This window comes from Winogradskyella vidalii, from assembly GCF_013403955.1.
Classification (GTDB): domain Bacteria; phylum Bacteroidota; class Bacteroidia; order Flavobacteriales; family Flavobacteriaceae; genus Winogradskyella; species Winogradskyella vidalii.
On sequence record NZ_JABFDG010000004.1, the window covers coordinates 272,876 to 298,659 of the forward strand.

The following is a 25,784-nucleotide window of genomic DNA, read 5'->3' on the forward strand; positions in this document are numbered from 1 at the left end:
ATCATGCTGAGTGTGCCTAAGCATCTATTAAAATGATATGCTCTGTCCCAAAGGAGAACACATATGAAAAAACAATGCTACATTATTATTCTACTAATTGGAATTTTATTTATTCCTCAGGTTACTTATGCCCAAGTCGATTTTAATAAACGCCCAGATGACGATTTAGGAAATGTAGAAGATGAATTTCAAGAACATTTCTTTGAAGCTTTAAAGCAAAAAGGCATTGAAAATTACGATAGAGCAGTAGAGGCACTTCATAAATGTTTGAATTTAGACAGTAAAAAACCAGTCATTTATTTCGAGCTCGGTAAAAACTATAATAAACTTAAAAATTTTGGTGCTGCTGAAGATTATCTTAAAGATGCCATCAGCATGCAACCCGATAATGTGTGGTTTTTAGATGAACTTTACGATGTTTATTTTCAACAAGATGATATCAGAAATGCTTTAAAAACCATAAAACAATTGGTAAAATATCATCCGGATTATAAGGAAGATTTAGCCACGCTTTATGTTAGAGAAGAAAAGTATAAGCAAGCTTTAGATTTATTAGATGAATTGGATGCTGAATACGGATTGAGCGAGTCTAGGGACGCCATGCGAAACGATATTTACAGCATCACAGGTAATGCCGATGATAGAATTGAAAACCTAGAACAACGAGTCGCTAATAATCCTAATAACGAAGATAATCACTTAAAGCTTATATATAGGTATAGCCAAACAGGCGACCATAAAAAAGCTTATAAAGCTGCACAAAACTTACTTAAAGAGAAGCCAGATTCTAAGTTTGTGCATTTAGCTTTGTATAAGTTTTATCTTCAAGAAGAAAAGGTCGATAAGGCTATTAGTTCTGTAAAAACAGTATTAACTAGTCCTGAAATTAATGCAGATGCTAAAGCTAAAGTGCTTAAAGATTTTGTGGCATTTGTAGCCAAAAACCCCGAATATGAATCAGACCTCATTGATATTACAGCTCTAATTGATGACAATAAAGATGCACAAACGCATAGCGATTTAGGGCATTATTATTTAAAAGCAGGTGATAAGGTTAAGGCGCTTTCAAATTTTAAAGAAGCTTTAAAACAAGACCCTAACGACTTTAAATTAATTAAAGACGTCTTATTACTTCAGCTCGATATTAAGGATTATCAAGCGGTTGTAAATGATAGTGAACATGCTTTGGCACTATATCCTGCTCAACCTATTTTGTATTTAGTGAATGGTGTTGCGCTAAACAATTTGGGTGCACCAAAAAAAGCGATTGATAATTTTGAAATGGGCTTAGACTTTTTAGTTGATAACCCTAAAATGGAAGCCGATTTCTATTCTGAATTAAGCCAAGCCTACAAAGCTTTAAATAATATTAGTAAATCTGAAGCGTTTGCTAAAAAGGCAGAAGCTTTAAATGTAAAACAGTAAATGAAAATACCTCAAAGTCATCTTATAAAACACATTACGTTAAGTATATTTCTCTTCGTTTTTATATTGGGTTGTAGTGGTGCCAGAAGTGTTATTGCTTCAGGAGAGGCTAGTGATAAGCTTTCTGCAAAACAAGTGATTAAGCAATATCAAAAAAATGAAACGGACTTTAAAACCATGAATGCTAGAGTTGCAATTAATCTTGTTCAAGGTGAAAGTGAACAAGGCTATACATTTAGCTTTAGAATGGAAAAAGATAAAACCATTTGGCTAAGTGCACCACTTGGTATTGCACGTATGATGATTACACCAGATAAAGTGAAGTTTTATAATAAACTTGATAATGAATATTTTGATGGCGATTACAAGTTATTGAGCGATGTTGTTGGTGTAGATTTAGATTTTATGAAAGTCCAGAACATTCTTTTAGGTCAAACCATATATGATTTTAACGACGAGCCTTATCAAGTTTCAGTGAATGAAAACTCGTATGCATTAAGTCCAAAAGACCAAAATGCACTAATCGAATTATTTTATTTGATTAACCCTTCGCATTTTAAAATGGATAGTTTGCAGATGTTTCAACAGCTAGAAAAGCGAATGCTTAAAGTAGATTATTCGTCTTATCAAGAAGTTGAAAAGCAAATTATACCTGAAAATATTAGAATTATTGCAGTTGAAAATGCAGACCAAATAGCCATTTCTATGGCGTTTAAATCTGTATCTTTGAACGGTGAAGTTCGTTTTCCTTTTAATATTCCTGCGGGTTATAAAGAAATTGTGATAAAGTAAGTTTAAAAACGCTTATTACTTCCTTCTAAAAGCTAAAGGAATGTTTGTATAATCTCAGATTAAATATCATTAAATAATTAATGAAGAAGAATTTTTATATACTTTTTTGTATCGTGTTTATGCTGTCTTCTGCTGCACTATTTTCTCAAAGCGAAAAGCAAAAAAAACTTGAGCTTCAACGCCAGCAGATTATTAAAGAAATGAAGCAAATCAATGCTTTGTTATTTACGAAAAAAAAGGAAGAGAAATCCGCTATTACATTAATTGAGGACCTTAATTATAAGGTAAACGTTAGAAAAAACCTCATTAGAATAACTAATGAACAAGCCAACCTTTTAAACAGAGAAATAAATACAAATCAAAACGAAATTACAAGCCTTAGAGCGCAATTACAAGAGTTAAAAGATGATTATGCTGCAATGGTTGTAAAATCGTATAAGAGCAAATCTGAGCAAAGTAAAGTGATGTTTTTGTTGTCCTCTAGTAACTTTCAACAAGCTTATAAACGCCTTCAATATATTAAACAGTATAGAGACTATCAAAAAGAACAAGGCGAAGCCATTAAAACAAAAACGAAGGAATTACAGGTTTTAAATATTCAATTATCTAAGCAAAAGGAAGACAAACAAAAGCTCATAGAAGAAAACCGCATTGCTAAAAGAGAACTAGAAAGTGAATTAAAGGAGCGTGAAGTCTTAATGGCATCCATAAAGACAGATATGAGTAAATTTGCGTCTCAGATTAAACAAAAGCAGCAAGAGGCGGATCGTTTAGACAAGGAAATAGACCGTTTAATTGCAGAGGCTATTGCTGCATCTAATAAAAAAGCAGGTAAAAAATCTTCTACGGGCAAATTTGTTTTAACACCTGAAGCAAAAAAGCTAGCCTCGAGTTTTGCTGCTAATAAAGGAAAACTAGGTTGGCCAGTAACAAGAGGTGTTATTAAAGCTAAGTTTGGTAAAGGTCGATCATTAACTGATAGTTCGGTTGAGGTCAATAATTCAGGAGTTAAAATTGCAACAGATAAGAACGCAGAAGTTAAAGCTGTTTTTAATGGTGTGGTATCTTCCATTCATGTAATGAAAAGAGGAAACCCAACCATTATAATAAGACATGGTGATTATTTAACAATCTACCATAACTTATCAAAACTCTATGTAAAAAGAGGTGACAAAATTACCACCAACCAAGTCATTGGTGAGGTCTTTAGTAACAACGTAACAGGAGAAACGCTTTTAGACTTTAGAATCTATAAAAATGATTTAAAGTTGAATCCACAATCATGGTTAGCAAATCAATAGTTAATTAACTATACAAAAAGGGCTTTCAACTCTGTAGCTTCAGACGGCTTCATTTTTCCTGCTAATACTAAACTCAGCTGTTTTCGACGCAAAGCAGCATCAAAACGTTGTTTTTCTAATTCTGTTTCAGGTATAAGTTCTGGCACTTTTACGGGGTGTCCGGTTTCATTTACAGCTACAAAAGTATAGATGGCTTCATTAGCTTTCACACACTCTCCAGACTCTCTGTCCTCAACCCAGACATCCATATACACTTCCATAGATGATGTAAATGCACGTGATACCTTAGCTTCAATCATAACAACGCTACCCAAGGGAATCGCTCTATTAAAAGCGACGTGATTTACGGAAGCCGTTACAACAATACGTTTAGAATGGCGTCTTGCAGAAATACTGGCGGTTTTATCCATACGCGCTAATAGCTCGCCTCCAAATAAATTGTTAAGTGGGTTGGTTTCACTTGGTAATACCAAATCAGTGGCAATAGTTTGAGATTGAGATGCGGTTCTAGATGGCATAAATAGATTTAAAAATAAGTGCGAATATAAAGTGATTATGGGTAGAAAGGTAAGGAAATACGGTAAATCTATGTTATAGTATTTATAACGTAAAGCCAAAAACTAAACAAACGCATTAATTAAACCCTTATCAAATGCTTTTTCTAATTAAGATTAGAAGAAATCCATGTAAAACTAATCAAGCTTCTTTATGAGCAACCAAGCATCACGATTATAATCACGACGAATCTTAGAAAGTTCAATTTGTGCATCAGCTCTATTTTCAAAACTCGCATAAACCACTTCGTGTAAACCGAAGCGATTAGTACCGATTTTGCGTGCTTTAAATCCTTGATTTCTCAGTTGGGCAACTTTCTTTTCAGAATTAGCTTCTACTCTAAAAGCTCCTGCAACAATATGGTAATTGCCGCTTTGTTTTTCTAAAGATAATGTTGCAGCTGGTAAAGGATTGCTAATTACAAAAGTGGCTTCTTGCACCTTAGCATCAAGTTGCTCATTGGCTTGTTCTTGGGCTATTTCATTATGATTTTCTACAGCATTATTGTGGTAAGTAGCAGCACTAAAACTACCAATGCCTAATAATATTACAGCGGCTGCAGCATATTTTAGCCAGTTGCGATTATCACGTTTTTCTGGTGTAAAAGCTATTGGAGTAGTCTCTTCAATAGTTGCTACGGTTTCTTTGTGAATTTCACGAGTAACGTTGGCAGTGGTAAAGTGAGACAAACCAAAAGCATCGGTTAAATAATTAATATGGCTAGAAGGATCAAATTGAATTTTCCCAGCATTATTTAATACAAGCTCACCTATATTTTTAAATTGAATAGTCTCGCCTTCAACTAAATAAGATTTAATTGATTTTATTTCCTTACTGATTTGGTTTAAGGCTGTTGCGTATGGGATTTTTTCAACTTCAGCAATATAATTTGCTAATAAACCATCATTTTGTTGTAACTGCTCATTAAAAGATAAGGCTTTTTTTGGCGGATAAAATGTATGAGTGGTTTCATGAATCTTAGCCGATACACGATGCGTCAAAAATGCTCCAAACTCAGGAACAGTAACACAATCGTAACGGTATAAAAGGTCGCTAATGTAAGTCTCTAACTGCATATAAGGCAAAGTTAAAAATTTTTATTTGTGAACGAAGTTTACTTGGATTTAGTTATTAACATCAAAAAATTTTAAAGTCTATGTGTTTGATTTTCTATAGATTCTTAATGAAATAAATTTAAAAATTATAAATAACAGGTTCTAAAATAGGGATACTTTTTTGTGTAAAATTAAAAAGTAAAGATAGGTTAAAAATTAAATAATTATATTCGTTATCAAAGATGTAACGCTTCAAATGCTTAATTATCAATGACAAATCAACAACTTATTTATGCTTTAGCCTTACAGCACGTTCCAAAAATTGGAGCGACAACGGCTAAAAAATTAATTAATCATTGTGGTTCTGCTGAAGCTGTTATAAAAGAAAAGAAGTCTAAACTATTAAAAATTGATGGTATAGGATCCGTTACTATTCAAGGCCTTTTTGATAAAAGCCATATTGAAGAAGCGGAAAAAGAATTAAAATTTATAAGAGACAATAACATTATTGCACATTATTTTACAGATGACACTTACCCTGAACGTTTAAAACATTGTATCGATGCACCTCTTGTTTTATTTCAATCAGGAAACATTAATATTAAACAGAAACGCATCATAAGTATTGTTGGGGCTCGTAAAATAACGACTAGTGGAATCGCATTCTGCGAAAAACTGGTTGAGACTTTAGCGCCATTTAACCCCATTATTGTTTCTGGCTTTGCTTACGGCACTGATATTACCGCACAAAAAGCGGCTGTAAAACACAATTTACAAACGATAGGATGTTTGGCGCATGGCTTAAATCAAATCTACCCTAAAGTCCATAAGAAATACGTCGAAGCTATAGAAAATCATGGTGGGTTTTATACAGATTTTTGGAGCTCAGATAATTTTGACCGGAATAACTTTTTAAAACGGAATAGAATTATAGCAGGACTTAGTGAGGCGACTATAGTCATTGAATCTGCAGAAAAAGGCGGTAGTTTAGTAACTGCAGATATCGCCAACTCCTATAATAGAGTCGTCTTTGCTGTGCCTGGCCGTACTACTGATAGCCAAAGTGTTGGTTGCAATAATTTAATCAAATTTCAACAGGCCCATTTACTATCCACGCCTTTAGATGTGCCTTATATGTTGAATTGGGAATTGGAAGCCAATAAAAAACCCATAGTGCAGCAGCAGTTATTTGTAGACTTAGAACCGGATGAAAAAATAGTTTATAATTTTTTGAAAGCAAATAATAAGGTGCTACTAGATGTTATTGCCTTACGTTGCGAAATGCCAACCTATAAACTCGTAGGCTTATTGCTACAAATGGAATTGAAAGGGGTTGTTAGACCGTTGCCAGGAAAGTTATTTGAAGCCATATAGATAAGTATAATTCTTAAAAGGATACAATAAGTGGTTTCTGTGATTTATAAACAAGGCTTTGTAAGTTATTTTTTACCTAAAACAACCACTAAACCGTATTTAATCGTGATTTTTGCACACATAAACTGATTTTTAATTTTTTTTTCCGTTTTTTTATATCATATTTGTAGGCCCTCAACTAAATTAAAATAATAAGATTCACCAAATTGGTGTTTGTTTTATTATATAATTTCCTACTTATGATGTTAAAAACTACTCGCGCTTTAGGCCGTTTTGCCTTATCACTGCTTTTTACTTTAGCAATTTTTATGTCATCTTCAACTCTAGTTATGGCTCAGACTATAACAGATGCGTTTCCCAAACGAGTCACTACAAGTAGTAAGGTTACTATTATTGGTTCAGGATTTACAGCTTCAAATATTGGTGATATTTATATAGTAGGAATAAATATTGTAAGAAGAACTTTGGTTAGCTCTACAGAAGTTACTTGCGTAGTATCTAGGAATACTGGCGGAATTTCAGGAGATACTAATGGTACACTTACTATGAGCGGTGCAACATATGGTTCTGGGCTAGACAGAGATTTTGAATACGTAGGGCCAGCAAGTAAATCCATTTCTGAAAATAGTGAAAATAGGATTAGAGAAGTTTATACCACTTGGGACCATGATAATGATGGTGTTGGTTTTTGGGCATCTTCAGATTTTAGCTCAAATAATAACATGCCTAATGATAGTCATGAGTTATTAGGATTTAAAATGAAATATGATGGTGATGATATTATTTTTTCAACAGGAATTGATGATACGTTATTAGAAGCTCAATTATCAAGCTTAGGCGTAGACGTGTCTGAAACTAGTACTGAGTATGTAGGTCAGAATTTTCAAGCGTATTCTACCAATGGAATTAGTGGAAAACCAAATTCTAATAATTATATGGGATTTGCTGATAAAATAGATGGTTTTGATGGCTCTATAGTGTTAAACAATGCTGTGCGTAAAACAGTTTACGATGTTATCATTGATGGAGATAAAGGGTTAGAAATGGGCACAGGAATCGCCAATTTTAATAATCAAGCAGATATAAGGTTTTATAGCGGTAATGGAGATGTTGGAGCCGTTAATGACGGTGTTCCAGATTTGTTAATTACGCAAATAGCTCAGCCAGGAGGTAGTGATGTCTATTATTATGCCGATGTTGATGGTAATGTTGTTGGTAGACCTATTAAATTATCATTTGTAAATAATAATGCTACTAGATTATACGAATGGAAAGTTGATTTTTACAGATTAGATTTCTCTACTGGGTCAACCTTTGAAACTGCTATTCCAACAACGGAATCTTTTGGTAATGGACAGACGAGAGGTTATAGAATGGCTGCGTTTAATTTAGAAGATTTTGGTATTGATGGAACCATCAACGCCACTATTGATGATATTGATAATATTAATATTGGAGCTGGTGGTTCATCTGATATGGCTTTTATGGCTTACAATAAAGCTGCTTTTGAAATTAAATCTCCAGTAATTTCAAAATCTCCAGTATCACGATTTATTTGCAGATTGCCATCAGTTTCTAGTCTAGTTTTTAGCGCAGAGGGAGATATAGAGGGAACTCCATCTACTGATCCTACTGAGGCAGCAGCAGAAGCAATTACCTATACCTGGTTTAAAAACAACATAGAATTAGGAGAGACGTCTAATACACTTACCATTCCTTCTGGATTAACTAGCTCAGATTTAACAGATAATAATTATAAAGTAAGAGTAGCAAACAGCTATGGCGCTGTAGATTTACCTTTTAAAATCTCTGAAGGAGGTACGCCTGCGTATTGGGATGGTTCAAGTTGGGAGCTGCCTTCTATCTATGATGGTATAACAATTAATGACGAGGATCGTAATCTAATTTTTTCTGATAATTATAACCAATCTGGAGATTTGGTAGGTTGTGATTGCACTGTAAATGCAGGAAAAGTAGTTGTGATTCCAGATGGATCTTCTATGGTGCTCTTTAATGCTATTACTGTTGAGCCTATGATTGCTGAAACGGTAGAGGATGGTGTTACTGTTGATGAAGTGCCAGCAGGGTCTTTTACTTTACAGAATAATGCTAGTTTAGTTCAGATTAATGCTGTCACTAATAGTGGTGAGATTAAAGTAGAGCGAATAGCAGATAATTTAAATGCAAACGATTATGTGTTTTGGTCATCACCAGTAGGAGATGCAACAATGTCCACGCTTCCAGGGAATTTAAAATATGAGTGGGATACAAATGATATAAATGATTTAGGAACTCGTGGCGATTGGTCTTCTGCTAGTGGTACAATGTCTGTAGGAAGAGGTTATATTGCTAGAGTACCTTCTGCAAGCGATTATACGGCCTTATTTACAGGTGTGCCAAATAATGGTAATCTATCTTGGAATGTTTATAAAACAGGAACTACAACAGGTATGGTTGAAGCAGATACCCATTGGAATTTAGTCGGTAATCCATATCCTTCAGCTCTAAGTGCAGATAAATTTACGGAGGATAATACTGATATAGATGGTAGTATATACTTATGGCAGCACCATTCACCAGCTTCAACAGCTAATACCAATCCGTTTTATGAAAATTTTCCTGTTAATTACGGCGATCAATATTTAGCCTATAATAAATTGGGGGCTTCTACTCCTGAAACTGAGTTTGATGGCTTTATTGCGTCTGGACAAGGATTTTTTGTTAAGGTTTTAGAAAGTGCAGGTGCTAATCCGGCAATTACATTTACTAATAATATGCGCTATGATGATGCTGAAAATGGTTATGATAATTCAGAATTCTACAGAAGCAATTCCGATGCAACTACAGAAACCACTGAAAAACAACTAATATGGTTAAGCTTAATTAATGAAAATAATAAAGCTTCTACTATTTTAGTGGGTTATGCTGAAGGGGCAACGGTAGGTAAAGATAGACTTTACGATGCGTTTTCTAATAATGAAGGTTTTAATTTATATTCTCTAATTTCTGAAGCTGAAAAATTAGAAATACAAGGACTTCCACTACCATTTGATGATACTAGTACTGTGCCTTTGGGTGTAGAATTAGCTGAAAATGGAATTTACAAAATTGCAATTGGAGATTTAGAAGGCAGTTTGTTTGTGGATCAAGCGCAAAATATATACATAGAGGATACTTACTCTGGAGTGATTCATGACTTAAGAGTTTCACCATACACGTTTATGGGTGAAGCGGGTGTTGTTAATGATCGTTTTGTTCTTAGATATTCAGAATCGTCCTCGCTTTCTGTTGCCGAAGCGTCAGCTAATAGTACATTTGCTTATATAAAAAACAGTGTCTTAAATGTAAAATCTAATAAAGGTATTACAGCGGTAAAAGTTTATGATTTAAACGGAAGAAATGTAATTTCTTATGCATCAAATGGCCAACTACAACTCACTGAAAACTTTCAATTTTCTAAAGGTGTCTATCTCGTTTCTATAACCTTAGAAGGTGATAGAGAATTTATAAAAAAGGTTGTAAACTAAGCTTTAAGCAGGCTCATGTTCAAAAGCTTTTTTACGGGTTTACTGTCTTGATAGCTATAGATTTGCAATAATCATCTAATTTACAAGTTTTAGGTGCTGTTTAAATGATTAAAAAGGAAATAAGAAATACACTTATTTTCTAGATTTTAGCGGTCTTAAAATTTGGGAAACTACAACTTTAAATCCTTAAAGTAAAAAACAATTTACGGTTTCAAAAAGGGCTACAGCGAGTTGAAACATAGAGGTCTACTGGTATTAAATACCATAAAGTTATAGCTGTTATTCAAAGTGCCTTAGAGATTAAATCAGTAAGCGTAATTGCATAATAGTACTCCAATTTTTAGTTGTTTAATCTCTTAAATAACAGTTGTTTGTGTGGCTTTTTGTTGTTATAAAATTAACTAAAAAGATAGTCGTTGGTGCCATTATATCACTATGCGAAACACCTTAATTTTACCTCTTCAGATTATTTCTAAATATAGGCCAAAGGTCTATTAACAGTAGCGCCAGCTAAATTCATTAAAGTTATTTGTTAACTGTTTTTTTTACTAGCTCTAAAACATTATTTTTTTGTTAATTATAATGTTAAAATTTGCATCTCAAAGGAGATTGCCTACGCGTCAACTAGTTTATTTTGATTATTCTATAAACAGCACAATCTTTGTGCTGTAAGCCCTAAATTACACTTAAGAGATATTTATAGTAAAGACTGATTTTTTGCTAATATCAATTCTAAATTCTTAACCTATGAAAGCAATTTTATCCTTCGTCTCATCTAAAAAAGTAATGGCTACGCTCTTGCTTTTTATAAGTGCTTTGTCTTTTTCACAAATAGTGGTCACTGACGTTTTTCCGACACGTGTTACTAAAAGTAGTCTAATCACAGTTATTGGTTCTGGATTTTCAGGTTCTACCACCGTTTCAATAGATGGTGTTTCAATTGGTACGGTATCGGTAACTCCAGATGGTACGGAGTTAAGTTTTGAGATTACTCGAGATGTTCATACCACAATTCTTACCAATAAAGCATTAAAAATAAATAACCAAAATGTCTATAAAGGTTCCGATGCACCTGGAAATCAGGTGAAATTTGAATATGTAGGCGCTAAGTTGAAAAAGAACAATGAAACTAATAGTAGTCACTCTGAGTATTTTAAGAAGATAACAAGTATTATTACCAATTGGAATTATGATAATCAGGGATACTGGAGGTCTTCTACTGATTATACATATGGGGATTCAAGTACTTACCCTAATGATAGTCATGAATTATTGGCTTTTGAATATGATGGAGTTTATTATTCTACGGGAGTAGATGACGACCTTCTTGATGGTATTAGTGGATTTTCTTACAGTGATGAAGTGTTTAAAGCCTATTCTACAAATGGAATTACGGGGACTATTAATAACGGTGCCAATTTTATAGCCACTGGAGATTTGGTTGACGGTGTTGTTAATGAAGGTACTACCATTACGTCAGCAGATATTTTAGATTTAACTGTTTTTCAGGTTATGGTAGATGGAGTTAATGGTTTAGATTTAGGAACAGGTGTTACTAATTACAATAAATCGGCTTCTATTCGTTTTTTTAGTGGAAATGGTGATGTTGGTGCTGTATCTGATGGAGTACCCGATTTAATTATTACGCAAATAGCAGATTCAGGTAGTTGGGATAACTATTATTATGCTGATGAATTCGGAAACGTAGTAGGAACGCCAGTGCAACTATATTTGCATAATGGTACAAATAATTTGGGAAGATGGGGTTTAGATTTATATTCACTCCCAAGCGGTGCAGATATAAATACCGCAAACCCGCAATCAAGAACATTTGGAAATAATGAATACAGGTATATCAAGATTGTTGGCTTCAATTTGGAGGATTTTGATTTAGATAGCAGCAACTTAAGTTCTGTAGAGAATATAAATTCTGTTGCAGGAGGTTCTGCAGATATGGCTTTTATTGCTTACAACCAATCTGCTTTTGATATAAAAGCACCTATCGCCGAACCAATATTACCTCAGTTTGTTTGTAAAGCTGATGGTACTACAGATATAACTTTTAGTGTCACTGCAGGTATAGATGATGGTAATGGAAATATGGTAACACCAGACCCAAGTGATACGGACTTGGTGTTAGATTATAAATGGCGAAAATATAATTCAGCTATCCCAGGAGAGACGAGTGAAACTTTTAGTATCACTGGTGTAAATTCTACAGATTTAGCAACTTATAAGGTAGAGATTTCTAATGAAAATGGAGGTACAATAATATTACCTGTTACCTTGAGTGAGGGTGGTACACCTTATTATTGGAATGGTACGAGTTGGTCATCTCCTTATGGCGCGGTAGAAGAGAAAGAAAGAGGATTCGTTTTTACTGGAGATTATCCAAGTTTATCTGAAGAAGTAGAAGATTTAGTTGGTTGTGATTGTAGAGTAACCTCAGGGGCTAACGTTATTATGCCCAAAGAATCAAAAATGGTTATTTACAACGAAATTACTGTAGAACCAGAAATTATAGAGGTAACAGATACAGTTGAAGGAGATGAAGTCGTCATTGTTCAGGGGGTTGATGCAGGTACCTTCACCTTAGAAGATGATGCCAGTTTAATTCAAATTAATGATGTTGAAAATAGTGGAAAAATTAAAGTAAAACGCGCATTGAGTGGGAGTGAAATTAATCCATATGATTATGTGTATTGGGCATCTCCTGTAACAGCCTTTAATATTTCAGGGATTTCTAACACACCAACATACCAATGGGATGTTAATGCCTCAAATAATGATACAGGTGTAGGAAATTGGGTGTCTGCGGCTAGCACTATAATGACTCCTGGAGAAGGTTATATTGTTAGAGTGGCTAATAGTCAATTAAGTGGTTTTACAACAGAATTTTATGGAGAACCAAATAATGGACCTCTTAGTATTAACGTTGAAAAATCATCTGAATATGACACAATGGACTATAATGATAGTAGTTGGAATTTAATAGGTAACCCTTACCCTTCAGCGATAGATGCTGAAACTTTTTTAACTGCTAATACAATTCTTGAAGGCCGTGTAGATATATGGACGCATGATACAGGTCTGTTTGATGTTACAGGTGCAGACGATGCATTTTACGATGATTTTGGAGTAAATTACGGAGACCAATATATTACATTCAATAGTACAGGAACTTCAACACCAGATCCATCAAACACATTTAATGGTAAGATTGCTTCAGGTCAAGCCTTTTTTGTAAGAGTTGATGATGATGCACCATATAGTGATAGTGGGTATCCTGTTGATTTCACTAATGCAATGCGTCATGATAGTATAGTTGCTTATGATAATAATCAATTTTTTAGAGGTATTTCAGAAGAAATGGTTACGCTAGAAAAACAATTAGTTTGGTTAAGCTTATCTAATGAAAATGACCATGCTATTAGTACTTTAATAGGTTACGTAGATGGCGCTACTGAAGGAAAAGATAGACTTTATGATGCATACACTAATAATGAAGACTTTAATTTATATTCTTTAATTTCAGAAGACGAAAAATTAGTCATCCAAGGACTGCCGTTACCATTTGTAGAAACAAATACAGTGCCTTTAGGTTTTGAGTTAGAACAAGAGGGTATTTATACTATTGCTATAGCTCATTTAGAAGGAAGTTTATTTGAAGAACAAGAACAAGCTATTTACCTTGAAGATACATATACTAATGAGATTCACGATTTAAGAGCAGCGCCCTATACATTTACAGGTGAAGCGGGTGAATTTAATGATCGTTTTATACTTAGGTATACAGCATCTGCACTTTCTGTAACTGAAGTTTCGGCTTCAGATGCTTTTGCCTATATTAATAATAGCATGTTATATGTAAAGTCCTCACAAACGATTAAATCAATTGAAATCTATGATATGAGTGGTAAACAAATTACCAACTATGTAGTAGGTGACAACGGTAGTTATTTTAGTTCTCCGTTTACGTTTTCTAATGGTGTATATATCGCTTCTATAAAATTAGATAATGGCGCTGTTGTTACGAGGAAAGTAATTCACTAAATGACGCATTTAGTATTAAAAAAAGCCTTCAGCTATGATAACTGAAGGCTTTTTTTATTTATAATGATTTTCTTAAACGTAGCGTTAATACCCAACTTTCTCTCTCACACGTCCTAAAACATCATCTGCAACTAGTCTAGCTTTTTCTGCGCCAACGGCTAATGCTGCATCAACTTCATCTAGGTGATTCATATAATAATGATAGCGTTCTCGTTGTTCTGCAAAACGTTCTACAACTAATTCATATAGTGCTTGTTTGGCGTGACCATAACCGTAGTTACCACCTTCATAATTAGCTTTCATTTCTGCAATTTGCACATCTGAAGCCAATAAGCTATAGATTGCGAAACAGTTACAAGTGGCCCAGTCTTTTGGTTCCTCTAATGGTGTACTATCGGTTTCAATAGACATTATCTTTTTACGTAGTTTTTTGTCTGGTAAAAAGATATTGATAAAATTGCCACGACTTTTACTCATTTTTTCACCATCGGTTCCTGGTATAAGCATACCGCTTTCTAGGATTTTCCCTTTAGGTAATACAAAAGTTTCACCCATTTTAGCATGAAAACGAGACGCGACATCACGGGTCATTTCAATATGTTGTAATTGATCTTTTCCTACTGGAATAACTTCAGCATCATACAATAAAATATCTGCAGCCATTAACATGGGATAGGTAAATAAACCTGAATTAACATCTTCTAAACGATCTGCTTTATCCTTAAAGCCATGTGCTAAGGTTAAACGTTGATAGGGAAAAAAGCAACTTAAATACCAAGAGAGTTCGGTTACTTGTGGAATATCACTTTGTCTATAAAAAACCGTTTTATCTATATCTAAGCCAAAAGCAAGCCAAGTTGCTGCGACAGAATAGGTGTGGTTTCTTAATTCTTCAGCATCTTTAATTTGCGTAAGTGTATGCAAATTTGCAATAAATAAAAACGATTCGTTTTTAGCATCGTTTGCCATTTCTATTGCTGGCAAAATAGCTCCTAAAATGTTTCCTAAGTGTGGTGTACCTGTACTTTGAACACCGGTTAAAATTCTAGCCATAACATTACCTACTACAGCAGGTATCTCTTTTAAATTAAACTTCAGTATTAAAATAATAAACAAAGGTAAATTTTTTAGTAGAACTATATGTAGGCATTTAATTTAATTAACTAGTTTTGATGCCATGTCTATTATAAAGTATCCACTTTGGCTTCTATATCGTATTTGGTTCTATATTTTAGTAGCCATTCCTATCATTGTGCTGTTTCCTTTGTTGATTATTTCTATCGCAAAAGAGCAATGGTACCCTTACTTCTTTAAATTGGCGCGTATATGGTCTAAATTTATTTTAATAGGTATGGGCTTTGGCTATAAAATTAAAAGAGATCAAACGCCAGACCCTAATAAGAGTTATATGTTTGTGGCAAACCATACCTCAATGGCAGATATAATGCTAATGTTAGTGGCGGTTAAAAATCCGTTTGTATTTGTAGGTAAACAAGAACTGACTAAAATTCCACTCTTTGGCTTTTTTTATAAGCGTACTTGTATTTTGGTAGATCGAAGTAGTGCTAAAAGCCGCCAAGCCGTGTTTTTAAGAGCGCAACGCCGCTTAAAACAAGGGGTTAGTATTTGTATTTTTCCAGAAGGTGGTGTGCCCGAAGAACATATAATATTAGATAATTTTAAAGATGGTGCATTTCGTTTGGCTATAAATCATCAAATACCTGTAGTTCCGATTACATTTTACGATAATAAAAAACGATTTTCTTATACATTCTTTAGTGGAAGTCCAGGTAAAATGCGGGCTAAGATTCATAAATTTATTCCTACAGCTGGACTAACGACAACCGATACTAAAACTTTAAATAAGGACGTGAGGACTCTAATTTTAGAGGAATTGAACGCTGGTATTAAAAACAAAAAAAAGCTACCCTAACCAAGAGTAGCTTTTGTTATTATTGCATTCATCATAGCTTTTTGCAATAACCTAACACTTAACCTAAAACTTATAGTTTAATCCTGTATAAACACCGATAAAGAAGGGTTTGAAATCTCCAGAGGTGTTATTAAATGTATTTATTTGATACTTAAATGTTGGTTCGAGATTAATATACCATTGTTGAGAAAGGCTATAATCCATACCTAAACCAAAATTGGCACTAAAACTAGTATTATTAATATTGTTAGCTTTTCCAATTAATGTGGTTGATCCATTAACATCGGCATAGATTTCATTCTCATTCAATATAAAAGTACTAAACCCGCCAATGACATTAATGCCAAATTTTTGATCTGATAAGCGGTATTCTAATTCTATAGGCACTTCAATAAAACCAAACTGTTGGTCAATATTACCTGTTAGTTTAGTATTAAATAATTCAGGAGTCGTAAATCTATTCATGGTAATAGTGCTCATAAGTGAGACCTGTTGTTCATTGTGGTTAAATGAAATATTTTTGAACTGAGCATCTTCGCCAATAACCAAAGATTGTGCTCCTGTAAAAGCAAAAACATCTGAAGTGGCTTGATTAAGGTTAACACGATTAATACCTGCTCTTATTTTTAATTTTTTAGAAACAGCATAACTACCAACAATACCATAACTCATATTAATATCACTGTTTTTAGAGTTGTCATTAAATTGCTGATCTAAAGCAGAGCCTTTTCCTAATGAGCTAAAATAAACAGGTGCAACATTGGGCGTAATGCTCCACCTGCTTGGGTTATTTTCTTTCTCTTCTTCATTAATCAGTTCGTTATTTTCTGCTATAGCATTATCAATAGCATCTTTTTCTGGGATTTCAATAATTGAATTTTCAGTTTTTAAAGCCTCTGTTTTATCTCCGTTTTCATCAGTAGAATTGGTCGTTATTTGTTTTGCTGTGGTCTGTTTTACTATAGCTGTTTGCGTATCTTCAATGGACTTTTTAATCGTAGATTTAATTTTGGTTTGCGAAGCTAATTGTGATTGTTCGCTTTTATCTACAGTCGATTTTTTATGGTCTTGTAAATCAGTTTTTGATGTCTTAGTTTGATTAGCAAGCTTAGTGTTTTCATCATCGTTTGTATTTGATGAAAGACTACGACGTTTTTCAGAAGATTTGCTTTTTTCGTTTAAATTTGATCTTGTGGCAACAGCTTCTGATTTTTCATTTAATTTATCTGAAGTTGACAGTAGATTTGGAGCATTTTTATTTTGAGACGAATCATTTTCAGAAATTTCTAAACTTGAATTTTCTTCTGAATTTGAATTCGAATCTACAATTTTTGAAGTCGTATCTTTTATTGTATCTCGTAGGTTTTGATTATTTTTAGTCGAAGTTTTAGCATTATTATCTTCAGGTGTATTATCAGTTTTATCCGTATTAACAACCGGTAAATTTAGATTCGGATTTTCTTCGGAATTAAACACCGAAACACTAATAGTTAACAACAGTGCAATAGCAGCTGCAACGCCACCAATTTGCCACCATAATGGTATAACTCTGCGCTTTTTCTTTTTATTGGGAAGACTTTCATTAATGCGATTCCAAACGGCATCATCGGGAGCCTTTTCAAAATCTTTAAACTTTTCCTGAAAAAGTCTATCTATGTTTTTATTATCATTCATTAGTTATAAACTCTGCGAGTTTTGTGTCGCGTTATAAACTTCTATTTTTTCCTTTAAAATCATTCTAGCGCGTGCTAAGTTTGATTTTGATGTTCCTGTTGAGATATTTATCAATTTACTAATCTCAACATGCGAATAACCATCTAAAACATACAGATTAAAAATTAATCGGTAGCGGTTTGGTAATTCTTGAATTATTTTCAATAAAAAATCAATACTTACATCAGTTTCATTAACAACAACAGAAACATCTTCAATACTAGCTTCATTAATAATGTCGTAAACACCAACATCATTTCTGTAGCGTTGTAATGCCGTATTAATTGCGATACGTTTTAACCAACCTTCAAAAGAACCTTTGTTTTTATACTGTTTTATTTTGCTGAAAATCGTAATAAATGCATCATGCAGGTTGTCTTCTGCTTCAGCATAGTTTTTAGAATACTTAAGACAAAGCGAAAATAATTTACTTGCATATAGCTTGTATAATTGGCTTTGAGCTTGAGCATCTTGATGACTACAATTTTTTATGAGTTGGTCTAAACTCACATTAGCTTGGGTTAGTTAATAATTCGTTTTTTTTTGATATAAAAAAAGTACTTATTCTTCTTCTACAGGTACTTCTACAATGTAGTAAAGTTCTTCACCATTTTCATCTAGACCTTGATAGAATTTAAATAAATAAGTCTCTGTTCCTGTGACTCTAAAATCTAAACTTACAGTAACAGATTCAGTTTCCTCAACACATGCATCATTAGCATAAACTGCATTTACTACAGCAACTGTGCGCTCATTTTCATGAATATCATACAAAAAAGTATAGAATTGATAGCAATTAGAAGGTCTCTCATAAGTTATTAAAATTTCATAAGTTTCACCAATAACAAAGTATTCGGGCATCTCAACACTTTCAATGGGTAAAACTTCTGTACCCAAATAATTATTATTATCAACATCATCTAAATTACAAGATGTAAATACTGAAATAAATAAAATGGATAAAAGGGCAAATTTTTTCATAATAATATATAATCGTTTTACTTTATAGATGTCAAAAACATAAAAGGGTTGCGTTTAAAACCACAAAAAATCCTGATTTACGAAGGATTTTTTTTGAATAGTTTAGTCTGTAATCTAGTCGCTTTTAGTAAATGTAACTTTATTTTTATAAATAATTTTTGAACTTCGACTATCAAAAATTAGGCAATTCACTATAAAAAATCGATGTTTAGTTGTGACTAGGGTTAGTGAAATAAAATAAAAAATCCCGAAAAATTAATTTCAGGATTTTAAAATTTGAATTAAAAAGTATAAAAGAAATACGCTAATTTTTAAAATAGCGCTTTATTTTAGAAGACGCCTATAAAGTGACTTCCTTCTACATTTACGAGTTCAGCACCTACAGTTACGTCACCAGTTACTGTATCTACGATATAAATGTTTCCATTTTGTCCAACAGGAGCTTGAGTTAAATAGATATCTGTTCCGTCAACAACAAAACCTTGGTATTGGAATAAGTAGAAATCAGGATCGTATGGGATGCCAGTTATTTTTGTCGCCGTTTTAGCGTTTAAATCTACAAGGGCAAAAAATCCTTGAGCTCCTGCAACACCTTCAATTGAGGTAGCATCACGGTAAGCGACTACAGCTTTTCCGTTAGCAGCTGGTCTCCATGCAAGAATATAAGCATCTTGAGTACCTAAAGCGTCATCTAAGCTAAAGTCGTAAGTATTATCATATTCATTATCTGCATCGATTTTTAAAATATGAGAACCATTAGGATCACTTTGGTTGGCTTGATAAACACTACCGTTGTATTCAAAAGCGTTGATGCTACGGTATCCGTTAGTGTTACCGTATCCTACAGTAGAAGTTATCACGGTTGGGTTTAATAAAGATGGGTAATCTAATACGATTGTTTTAGAGCCTAAAATCTCATAATCACTATCACTTTCTAAGGTAGCAGGGTTTATTTTACTTAAACGTGCACCGATGTATAACTTATCTCCAGCTTCATTTAAGGTTGGCATATCAATTCTAGAAATATAATAGCCTAAAGCTTCTTCTTCTGGAGTTAAACGTACGACGTGTTCCTCAAATTCATTAATTGAAGAGTTAACTAAATCTAACGTAACAACACCAATTTTAGCTTCTGTATAGCTGTAAAAATCATCAGTTTCATCTTCTGGTGTCCCGTTGTCGTTTAACTGATCTTCTGTATTTACGTAAACTGCTGATCCTGTTTGGTCACCGTCAAATAATTTAATCCATCTTGGAGCAGTTCCCACATAAGGAGCAATACTAATTTCAGAACCAGTAGGCGTAAAATTTTGTCCGCCTTCTACAGTGTATTTGGTGTAATTACCACCTGTTTCTCCGGCATAGCTAATATTAAAAATAGTATTACCATCTTCAGAAGATTGTAATCTGGCAGTTCTGTTAGAAGGGGCAATAAAACCATTTTCAAAAGGTTCTATTGATACTGTTGGGTCCTTTGCATCATCACTATTTATTGAATAAATTAATGTTCCGCCATTACCGTCTCCGGCTTCTTCTCCCATTCTGGCTGCTGCAACGGTAATCCATCTAGTACCTTCTTCAAGCGTACCACCTCCGTCTGGTGCCGTGTTTATATCGTCATCACTACAGTTAAATGCTAATAATAATGCGCTGAAAGCAAAAATTTTAAAGTTTGAATATTGAATTTTCATGTATATTGATTTTAGAAATTTTTAATGAAATAATTTAGTTTTAAATAAAAAGCACGTCCTGGCTTTTGTACGGATAGGTTATCATATACGGGTTTGTCAAAAATGTTTTTAATGTCAAAGCTCATAATTAATTGTTGGTTTGGAAAGGTGTAGCTAAGCCCAAAGTCTTGTGTTAATTGCTGTGGGACTTTAAAAAAATCATCACCAACAGTGTTTGATCCTTGAGGAACTAAATATGAGAACTCATCCGTAAAATATGTGGTATAGAAAACGTTTAAAGTTGATTTTTTTTGAATTAAATCTTTAAATGAATAGCGCAAACTTCCATTCATGGTTAGAAATGGTGTGTTTGGAATAGCGATTTCTGTGCCGTTTGCAGTTTCGGTTGTTAAATCGAAATGAGAGACGTTAAAATTAAGTCCCAAATTGTTGTTATAGGTATAATTTAGTTGTGCGTCTATTCCTTTAGATTTTGCATTTCCTTGGTTAACATATAATATTAATTCGTCATTTACATTTAATGAGGTTTCTATCGGTAAACCAATTCTATCTGTAATATTTCGTGTAAATAGGTTGGTGGAAATAGCGAATTCGTGTTTTTTAATTTGGAAGCTTCCAAACCTAAAACCTAAATTAAAATTGTCACTAAGCTCTGGTTTAATATTTGGGTTGGCCACAACATTGTCACCATCATTACCAAAGACTTCGGTTTCATTAGGTAATCTTATGGCTCTTTCTGCTGAGGTTAACAGTGTTATTTCGGGCGTTATTGCATATGAGCCTGCAAATCCATAACCCTCGTGTTTGTTGTTACTGTTTACAATTTCATCTACAATTATACTGTTTCCATTGCTATCTGTGCCGATGGTTGGGTCTATACTAACTGTTTTTTGATGATAATATTTCCCGAATACATTAGCTTTTAATTTGTTTTCAAAAGCATTTAATTCATAGGTTAAAGAAAAGATGTTTTTATACAAATCTCTTGTTCCTGTAAAGGTGTTTGCTAATAAGGATTTTAAAGCATCATTATCTTCTCTATCTATACCACTATAAACATGGTTTACTAAAATTTTATGGTTATTATTTATAGCGTAAGATACGCCGGTTCTAATAGAAGAAACTTTTCGTTTAATAGTTGCCAATGTTGGCCCTCCTTCTTGTTGAGAGCCCCATGTGTATTGGTATTCGTCTCCTCTAAAATCGATTGCTCTTTCTCCGCTCCAGCTGTAAGCCCAAGCGACGGTGTCATTTACAACTCGGTTTCTATTTCCATATAAACCATTGACTGTAACGTCTAGTCCTTTAGTAAATAAGTCTTTCTTTTGGTAATTTAATGTTCCTAATAAAGCGTCTGATTCTAAAAACCGTCCATAATAGGGCGTAATGGTCATAAAAGCACCATGCTGAACTTCTTTATAATCATCAGAACCTGTTACACCAACAAAAAATTGATCGGCCCATTTTACATCGGTAAAACCAATTTGGGCCATACCACCAGTTGATCGGTAGGCGTCGTTAAACCGTTTTGCAGTAACGGGTGTTTGCACACCACCAAGACCGGTAACCACAACACTTCTTCCTGAAACTTCATAATCGTTATCTGAATAATTATGGAAACCATTAGCTTTAATCGTTAGTCCAGATTCTTCAAAACGATATAGCGCATTTACACTGGCTTGAAATGTATTGAATGAACCATAGGAGACCGAAGCATTTAAGCTGTTTTTTATACTTTTTTCAAGTACAATATTGATAGCGCCTCCTAAAGCATCGTCTGCTAAGTGTCCGGGGACAACACCTTTATAGACTTCAATATTTTTAATCATCGATGGCGGAATACTATTGAGGTTGAATGATGAGCCATACATAGAAATCGGAATTCCATCTATGAAAATACGTACAGCACTACCAGATAAACCGTTTAAACTGTATTCTGCATTAGAGCCTAAACCACCATTCTGACGTATTTTAACACCTACCGTTGTGTTTAATATTTCGTTAACCTGAATGTTTCTTTGACTAATTTCTTTAGTTTCAACAACGTTAACAGCAAAACCTTGGTCTTCTATTTTTCGTTTTTCAGTTTTTGTTCTTATTAAAACTTCCTCTAAGTCTTGATGGTCGGTTAATTCTAAAATTATTGTCACAGTTTTAGAATCGGAATCTAATGTGATAGGTTTTGTGACACTTTTAGCATTAATAGAATACACTTTAAGGGTGTAATTACCATAAGGAATATCTTTAAAGCTAAACTCACCATTAACACCTGCTGAGGTTTCTTTTGTTAAAGATTCATTTTCAATAATGACAGAGACTCCTAATGAAGGTTGATTATCGTCAAACATTATATAGCCAGATACACGGCCTGTTTGCGCTACAAGACTAAAGCTGAAACTTAATACAATTAAAAGGAGGGTTGATTTATTCAAGTGACCTATTTTTGGGGCAAATTTAACCTTATTTAGACTAAATACAAATAAAGGAGTGGTTATTTTTTTGCTTTCAAGGACTCAATATATTAGACTGATATAAGTTGTTTGAAATGTGTGTTTTATGGGGTCTTTAGTTGCATATGGAATGAAAAAACGCCTATTAACTTAGGCTTTATTCGTAAAATAATCTTATTTAGAATACTGTTGAAAGTTGAATTTCACCAAGTTAATTTAATAGTAATTGTAGAATTTGAAATAGAATACGAGCAAATAACTTTTTTGTTAAAACGGCAAAGTATTTTAAAAATAGACTTGTTAAAACTTAGGGGTGAATAGTATGAACATAAAAAAACGCTCTGAATTTTTCAGAGCGTTTTAAATTTATTGTTAGAACATTGGGTGTTCAAATAAATGATTTATTTATCATCATTAATTAATGTTCTTACTTTTTCTTCTAGTTCATCCATAAGGTCTGGATTGTCTTTTATTAACATTTTTACAGCATCACGTCCTTGTCCAAGTTTGGTGTCGCCATAGCTAAACCAAGAACCACTCTTTTTTACAATATCGTGTTCTACAGCGATGTCTAAAACCTCACCAACCTTAGAAATACCAGCGCCATACATAATATCAAACTCTGCCAATCTAAACGGTGGAGCTACTTTGTTTTTAACAACTTTAACTCGGGTTTTATTACCCATTACGTTACTGTCACTATCTTTAATTTGTGTAGAACGTCTAATATCTAAACGAACTGAAGCGTAAAATTTTAAGGCGTTACCACCTGTAGTTGTTTCAGGATTACCGAACATAACACCAATTTTTTCACGTAATTGGTTAATAAAGATAACGGTACAATTTGTTTTGCTAATAGATGCAGTTAGTTTTCTTAGTGCTTGTGACATTAATCGTGCATGTAAGCCCATTTTAGAGTCTCCCATTTCACCTTCAATTTCACTCTTAGGTGTTAAGGCAGCAACAGAATCGACAACTACAATATCAATAGCGCCAGATCTAATTAGGTTGTCAGCAATTTCTAAAGCTTGTTCACCATTATCTGGTTGAGAAATAATTAAATTATCGATGTCTACACCTAATTTTTCAGCGTAGAAACGATCAAAAGCGTGCTCTGCATCAATAAATGCAGCAATACCACCAGCTTTTTGTGCCTCAGCAATAGCATGAAGGGTTAAGGTTGTTTTACCTGAAGATTCTGGACCATATATTTCAATAACACGTCCTCTAGGATAACCACCAACACCTAAAGCTATATCTAAGCCTAATGAGCCCGAAGATATCGCGTCAACATCTACCACAGCTTGATCGCTCATTTTCATTACTGTTCCTTTTCCATAAGCTTTATCTAACTTGTCTAAAGTTAATTTTAAAGCTTTTAATTTTGCGTCTTTTTCACTACTCATAGTTCTGTTTTTCTTTAAATTCTCGTTAACTTTTACAGTTTTAATGAACTATAAAAGTGACGTCTAATTATTATTAGATTAGGCATCAAAAATACGGCTATTTTTAATTATTTCAATTTTAGCACGCAACCATTTTACACTTTTCACATCTACTAAATGAAAAAGAGAATAAAATTGCTATGAAAAAGATTAAAAGGTTGTGTCGAGGTTAATTAAAAAAACACCCTTTTAATAAGCAAAACATGAGGTGTTTTAGTTAGTGTTTATTTTACCTCAGTAACTATAAAGCCAATGCGGATTAACTTTTTTAATTTGTTTTAAGTAAAAAATGTTAATCTAAAAAGCACTTTGAGATATTCAGAGTGCTTTTTTTGTGCTTCAGTATTCCGTTTTCACTAAAAGTAATACCTTTGCCACTCATTATTCTTTAACCTTAAAAATTAGTATAGCATGCAACTGTACAATAACTTAAGTGCTAAAGAAAGAGCAGAACTTATTGAACAAGCGGGAAAAGAACGCTTAACCATCTCTTTCTACAAGTACGCCAAAATTAACAATACCGAAATTTTTAGAAATCACCTGTTTCTAGCCTGGGACCAATTAGAAGTCCTTGGAAGAATCTATGTGGCAACCGAAGGCATCAATGCACAATTATCTGTGCCTGCAGAAAATTTTGAAGCATTTAAAAAACATTTAGATACCATTTCATTTTTAGAAAATGTAAGATTAAACATTGCTGTTGAGCACGATAATTTTGCTTTTTTAAAGTTGAAAGTAAAAGTCCGAAACAAAATCGTGGCAGACGGATTAAACGATACGTCTTTTGATGTTACCAATAAAGGTGTGCACGTTAATGCCGAAAAGTTTAACGAACTTATTGAAGATCCAAACACGGTTTTGGTAGATATGCGAAACCATTACGAAAGTGAAATTGGTCATTTTAAAAATGCGGTAACACCAGATGTGGATACCTTTAGAGAGTCTTTAGATTTAATTGAAGAAGATTTAAGAGCACATAAGGAGGACAAAAAATTAGTGATGTATTGTACGGGAGGTATTCGATGTGAAAAAGCGAGCGCCTACTATAAACACAAGGGTTTTAAAAATGTATTTCAGCTTGAAGGTGGCATTATTAATTACGTCAGGCAGATTGAAGCGGAAGGCTTAGAAAATAAATTTCTAGGTAAAAACTTTGTGTTCGATCAGCGCCGATCCGAACGTATCAGTGATGATGTTATTGCGCATTGTCATCAATGTGGAGAGCCCGCAGATTTGCATACCAATTGTGCTAACGAAGCTTGCCACTTACTGTTCATTCAGTGTGATTCCTGTAAAGAAAAAATGGAAAATTGCTGTTCTACAAGCTGCATGGAAATCAACCGTTTGCCTTACGAAGAACAAAAAGCACTTCGAAAAGGGCAGGGGAATAGCAACGATATTTTCAAAAAAGGAAGAGCGGATCACTTACCCTATAAAAAGGACTTGCGTAACATTTTTGAGACGTTAAAAACCGATAAAATCTAAAACC

The 25,784-nt window shown here is 33.6% G+C and carries 17 protein-coding genes; 8 read left to right on the plus strand and 9 right to left on the minus strand.

Going from position 1 to position 25,784, the window contains the following annotated elements; genetic code table 11:
- Window positions 1–63: 63 nt before the first annotated feature.
- The 3 genes from HM982_RS11660 to HM982_RS11670 all read left to right on the plus strand — a co-directional run bounded on the left by HM982_RS11660 (window position 64) and on the right by HM982_RS11670 (window position 3,518).
- Window positions 64–1,425: a tetratricopeptide repeat protein gene (locus tag HM982_RS11660; RefSeq protein WP_179353410.1), complete on the plus strand. Its 1,362-nt coding sequence runs from the start codon at window positions 64–66 to the stop codon at window positions 1,423–1,425.
- Window positions 1,426–2,217 carry a DUF4292 domain-containing protein gene (locus HM982_RS11665; RefSeq protein ID WP_179353411.1) on the plus strand — a complete coding sequence of 264 codons (792 nt, stop codon included), beginning with the start codon at window positions 1,426–1,428 and terminating at the stop codon, window positions 2,215–2,217.
- Window positions 2,218–2,297: 80 nt separating this feature from the next.
- Window positions 2,298–3,518, plus strand: coding sequence for a murein hydrolase activator EnvC family protein (locus tag HM982_RS11670; protein ID WP_179353412.1), 1,221 nt, complete (start codon window positions 2,298–2,300; stop codon window positions 3,516–3,518).
- An 8-nt stretch (window positions 3,519–3,526) separates the two neighbouring features.
- Here HM982_RS11670 and HM982_RS11675 read toward each other — a convergent pair whose 3' ends face one another.
- Window positions 3,527–4,036, minus strand: a complete 510-nt coding sequence (locus HM982_RS11675; protein ID WP_179353413.1) for an acyl-CoA thioesterase — start codon at window positions 4,034–4,036, stop codon at window positions 3,527–3,529.
- Window positions 4,037–4,210: 174 nt separating this feature from the next.
- On the minus strand, window positions 4,211–5,149 hold the full coding sequence (locus tag HM982_RS11680) for an HU domain-containing protein (RefSeq protein ID WP_179353414.1): 939 nt from the start codon (window positions 5,147–5,149) through the stop codon (window positions 4,211–4,213).
- 249 nt (window positions 5,150–5,398) lie between these two features.
- On the opposite strand from HM982_RS11680, the gene dprA reads away from it, so the two are divergent.
- The 3 genes from dprA to HM982_RS11695 all read left to right on the plus strand — a co-directional run bounded on the left by dprA (window position 5,399) and on the right by HM982_RS11695 (window position 14,082).
- Complete coding sequence (dprA, locus tag HM982_RS11685; protein WP_179353415.1) at window positions 5,399–6,502, plus strand: DNA-processing protein DprA; 1,104 nt, start codon at window positions 5,399–5,401, stop codon at window positions 6,500–6,502.
- Window positions 6,503–6,741: 239 nt separating this feature from the next.
- Entirely contained in the window at window positions 6,742–10,029 is a 3,288-nt protein-coding gene (locus tag HM982_RS11690) for a T9SS type A sorting domain-containing protein (RefSeq protein WP_179353416.1), read from the plus strand.
- A gap of 747 nt (window positions 10,030–10,776) precedes the next feature.
- The gene (locus HM982_RS11695) at window positions 10,777–14,082 is read left to right on the plus strand and encodes a T9SS type A sorting domain-containing protein (protein WP_179353417.1); all 3,306 of its coding nucleotides are present in this window, start codon (window positions 10,777–10,779) and stop codon (window positions 14,080–14,082) included.
- A gap of 84 nt (window positions 14,083–14,166) precedes the next feature.
- On the opposite strand, the gene trpS is transcribed toward HM982_RS11695, so the two are convergent.
- Window positions 14,167–15,135 (minus strand): tryptophan--tRNA ligase, encoded by a 969-nt coding sequence (gene trpS / locus HM982_RS11700; RefSeq protein WP_179353498.1) that lies wholly within the window; start codon window positions 15,133–15,135, stop codon window positions 14,167–14,169.
- A 124-nt stretch (window positions 15,136–15,259) separates the two neighbouring features.
- Here trpS and HM982_RS11705 point away from each other — a divergent pair, with 124 nt between their 5' ends.
- Window positions 15,260–16,015: a lysophospholipid acyltransferase family protein gene (locus tag HM982_RS11705; protein ID WP_179353418.1), complete on the plus strand. Its 756-nt coding sequence runs from the start codon at window positions 15,260–15,262 to the stop codon at window positions 16,013–16,015.
- A gap of 63 nt (window positions 16,016–16,078) precedes the next feature.
- Here HM982_RS11705 and HM982_RS11710 read toward each other — a convergent pair whose 3' ends face one another.
- From HM982_RS11710 to recA, 6 genes are all read right to left on the minus strand, one after another.
- Complete coding sequence (locus tag HM982_RS11710; RefSeq protein WP_179353419.1) at window positions 16,079–17,689, minus strand: hypothetical protein; 1,611 nt, start codon at window positions 17,687–17,689, stop codon at window positions 16,079–16,081.
- Between the two features lie 3 nt (window positions 17,690–17,692).
- Entirely contained in the window at window positions 17,693–18,238 is a 546-nt protein-coding gene (locus HM982_RS11715; RefSeq protein ID WP_179353420.1) for an RNA polymerase sigma factor, read from the minus strand.
- A 51-nt stretch (window positions 18,239–18,289) separates the two neighbouring features.
- The gene (locus HM982_RS11720) at window positions 18,290–18,709 is read right to left on the minus strand and encodes a hypothetical protein (protein ID WP_179353421.1); all 420 of its coding nucleotides are present in this window, start codon (window positions 18,707–18,709) and stop codon (window positions 18,290–18,292) included.
- A gap of 329 nt (window positions 18,710–19,038) precedes the next feature.
- Window positions 19,039–20,400, minus strand: a complete 1,362-nt coding sequence (locus HM982_RS11725; protein WP_179353422.1) for a hypothetical protein — start codon at window positions 20,398–20,400, stop codon at window positions 19,039–19,041.
- 11 nt (window positions 20,401–20,411) lie between these two features.
- Window positions 20,412–22,832 carry a TonB-dependent receptor gene (locus HM982_RS11730; protein WP_262886539.1) on the minus strand — a complete coding sequence of 807 codons (2,421 nt, stop codon included), beginning with the start codon at window positions 22,830–22,832 and terminating at the stop codon, window positions 20,412–20,414.
- Window positions 22,833–23,251: 419 nt separating this feature from the next.
- Window positions 23,252–24,256, minus strand: a complete 1,005-nt coding sequence (gene recA, locus HM982_RS11735) for a recombinase RecA (protein WP_179353423.1) — start codon at window positions 24,254–24,256, stop codon at window positions 23,252–23,254.
- A 450-nt stretch (window positions 24,257–24,706) separates the two neighbouring features.
- Between recA and trhO the strand changes: the two genes are divergently transcribed.
- Complete coding sequence (gene trhO, locus HM982_RS11740; protein ID WP_179353424.1) at window positions 24,707–25,780, plus strand: oxygen-dependent tRNA uridine(34) hydroxylase TrhO; 1,074 nt, start codon at window positions 24,707–24,709, stop codon at window positions 25,778–25,780.
- The last annotated feature ends 4 nt before the right edge of the window (window positions 25,781–25,784 follow it).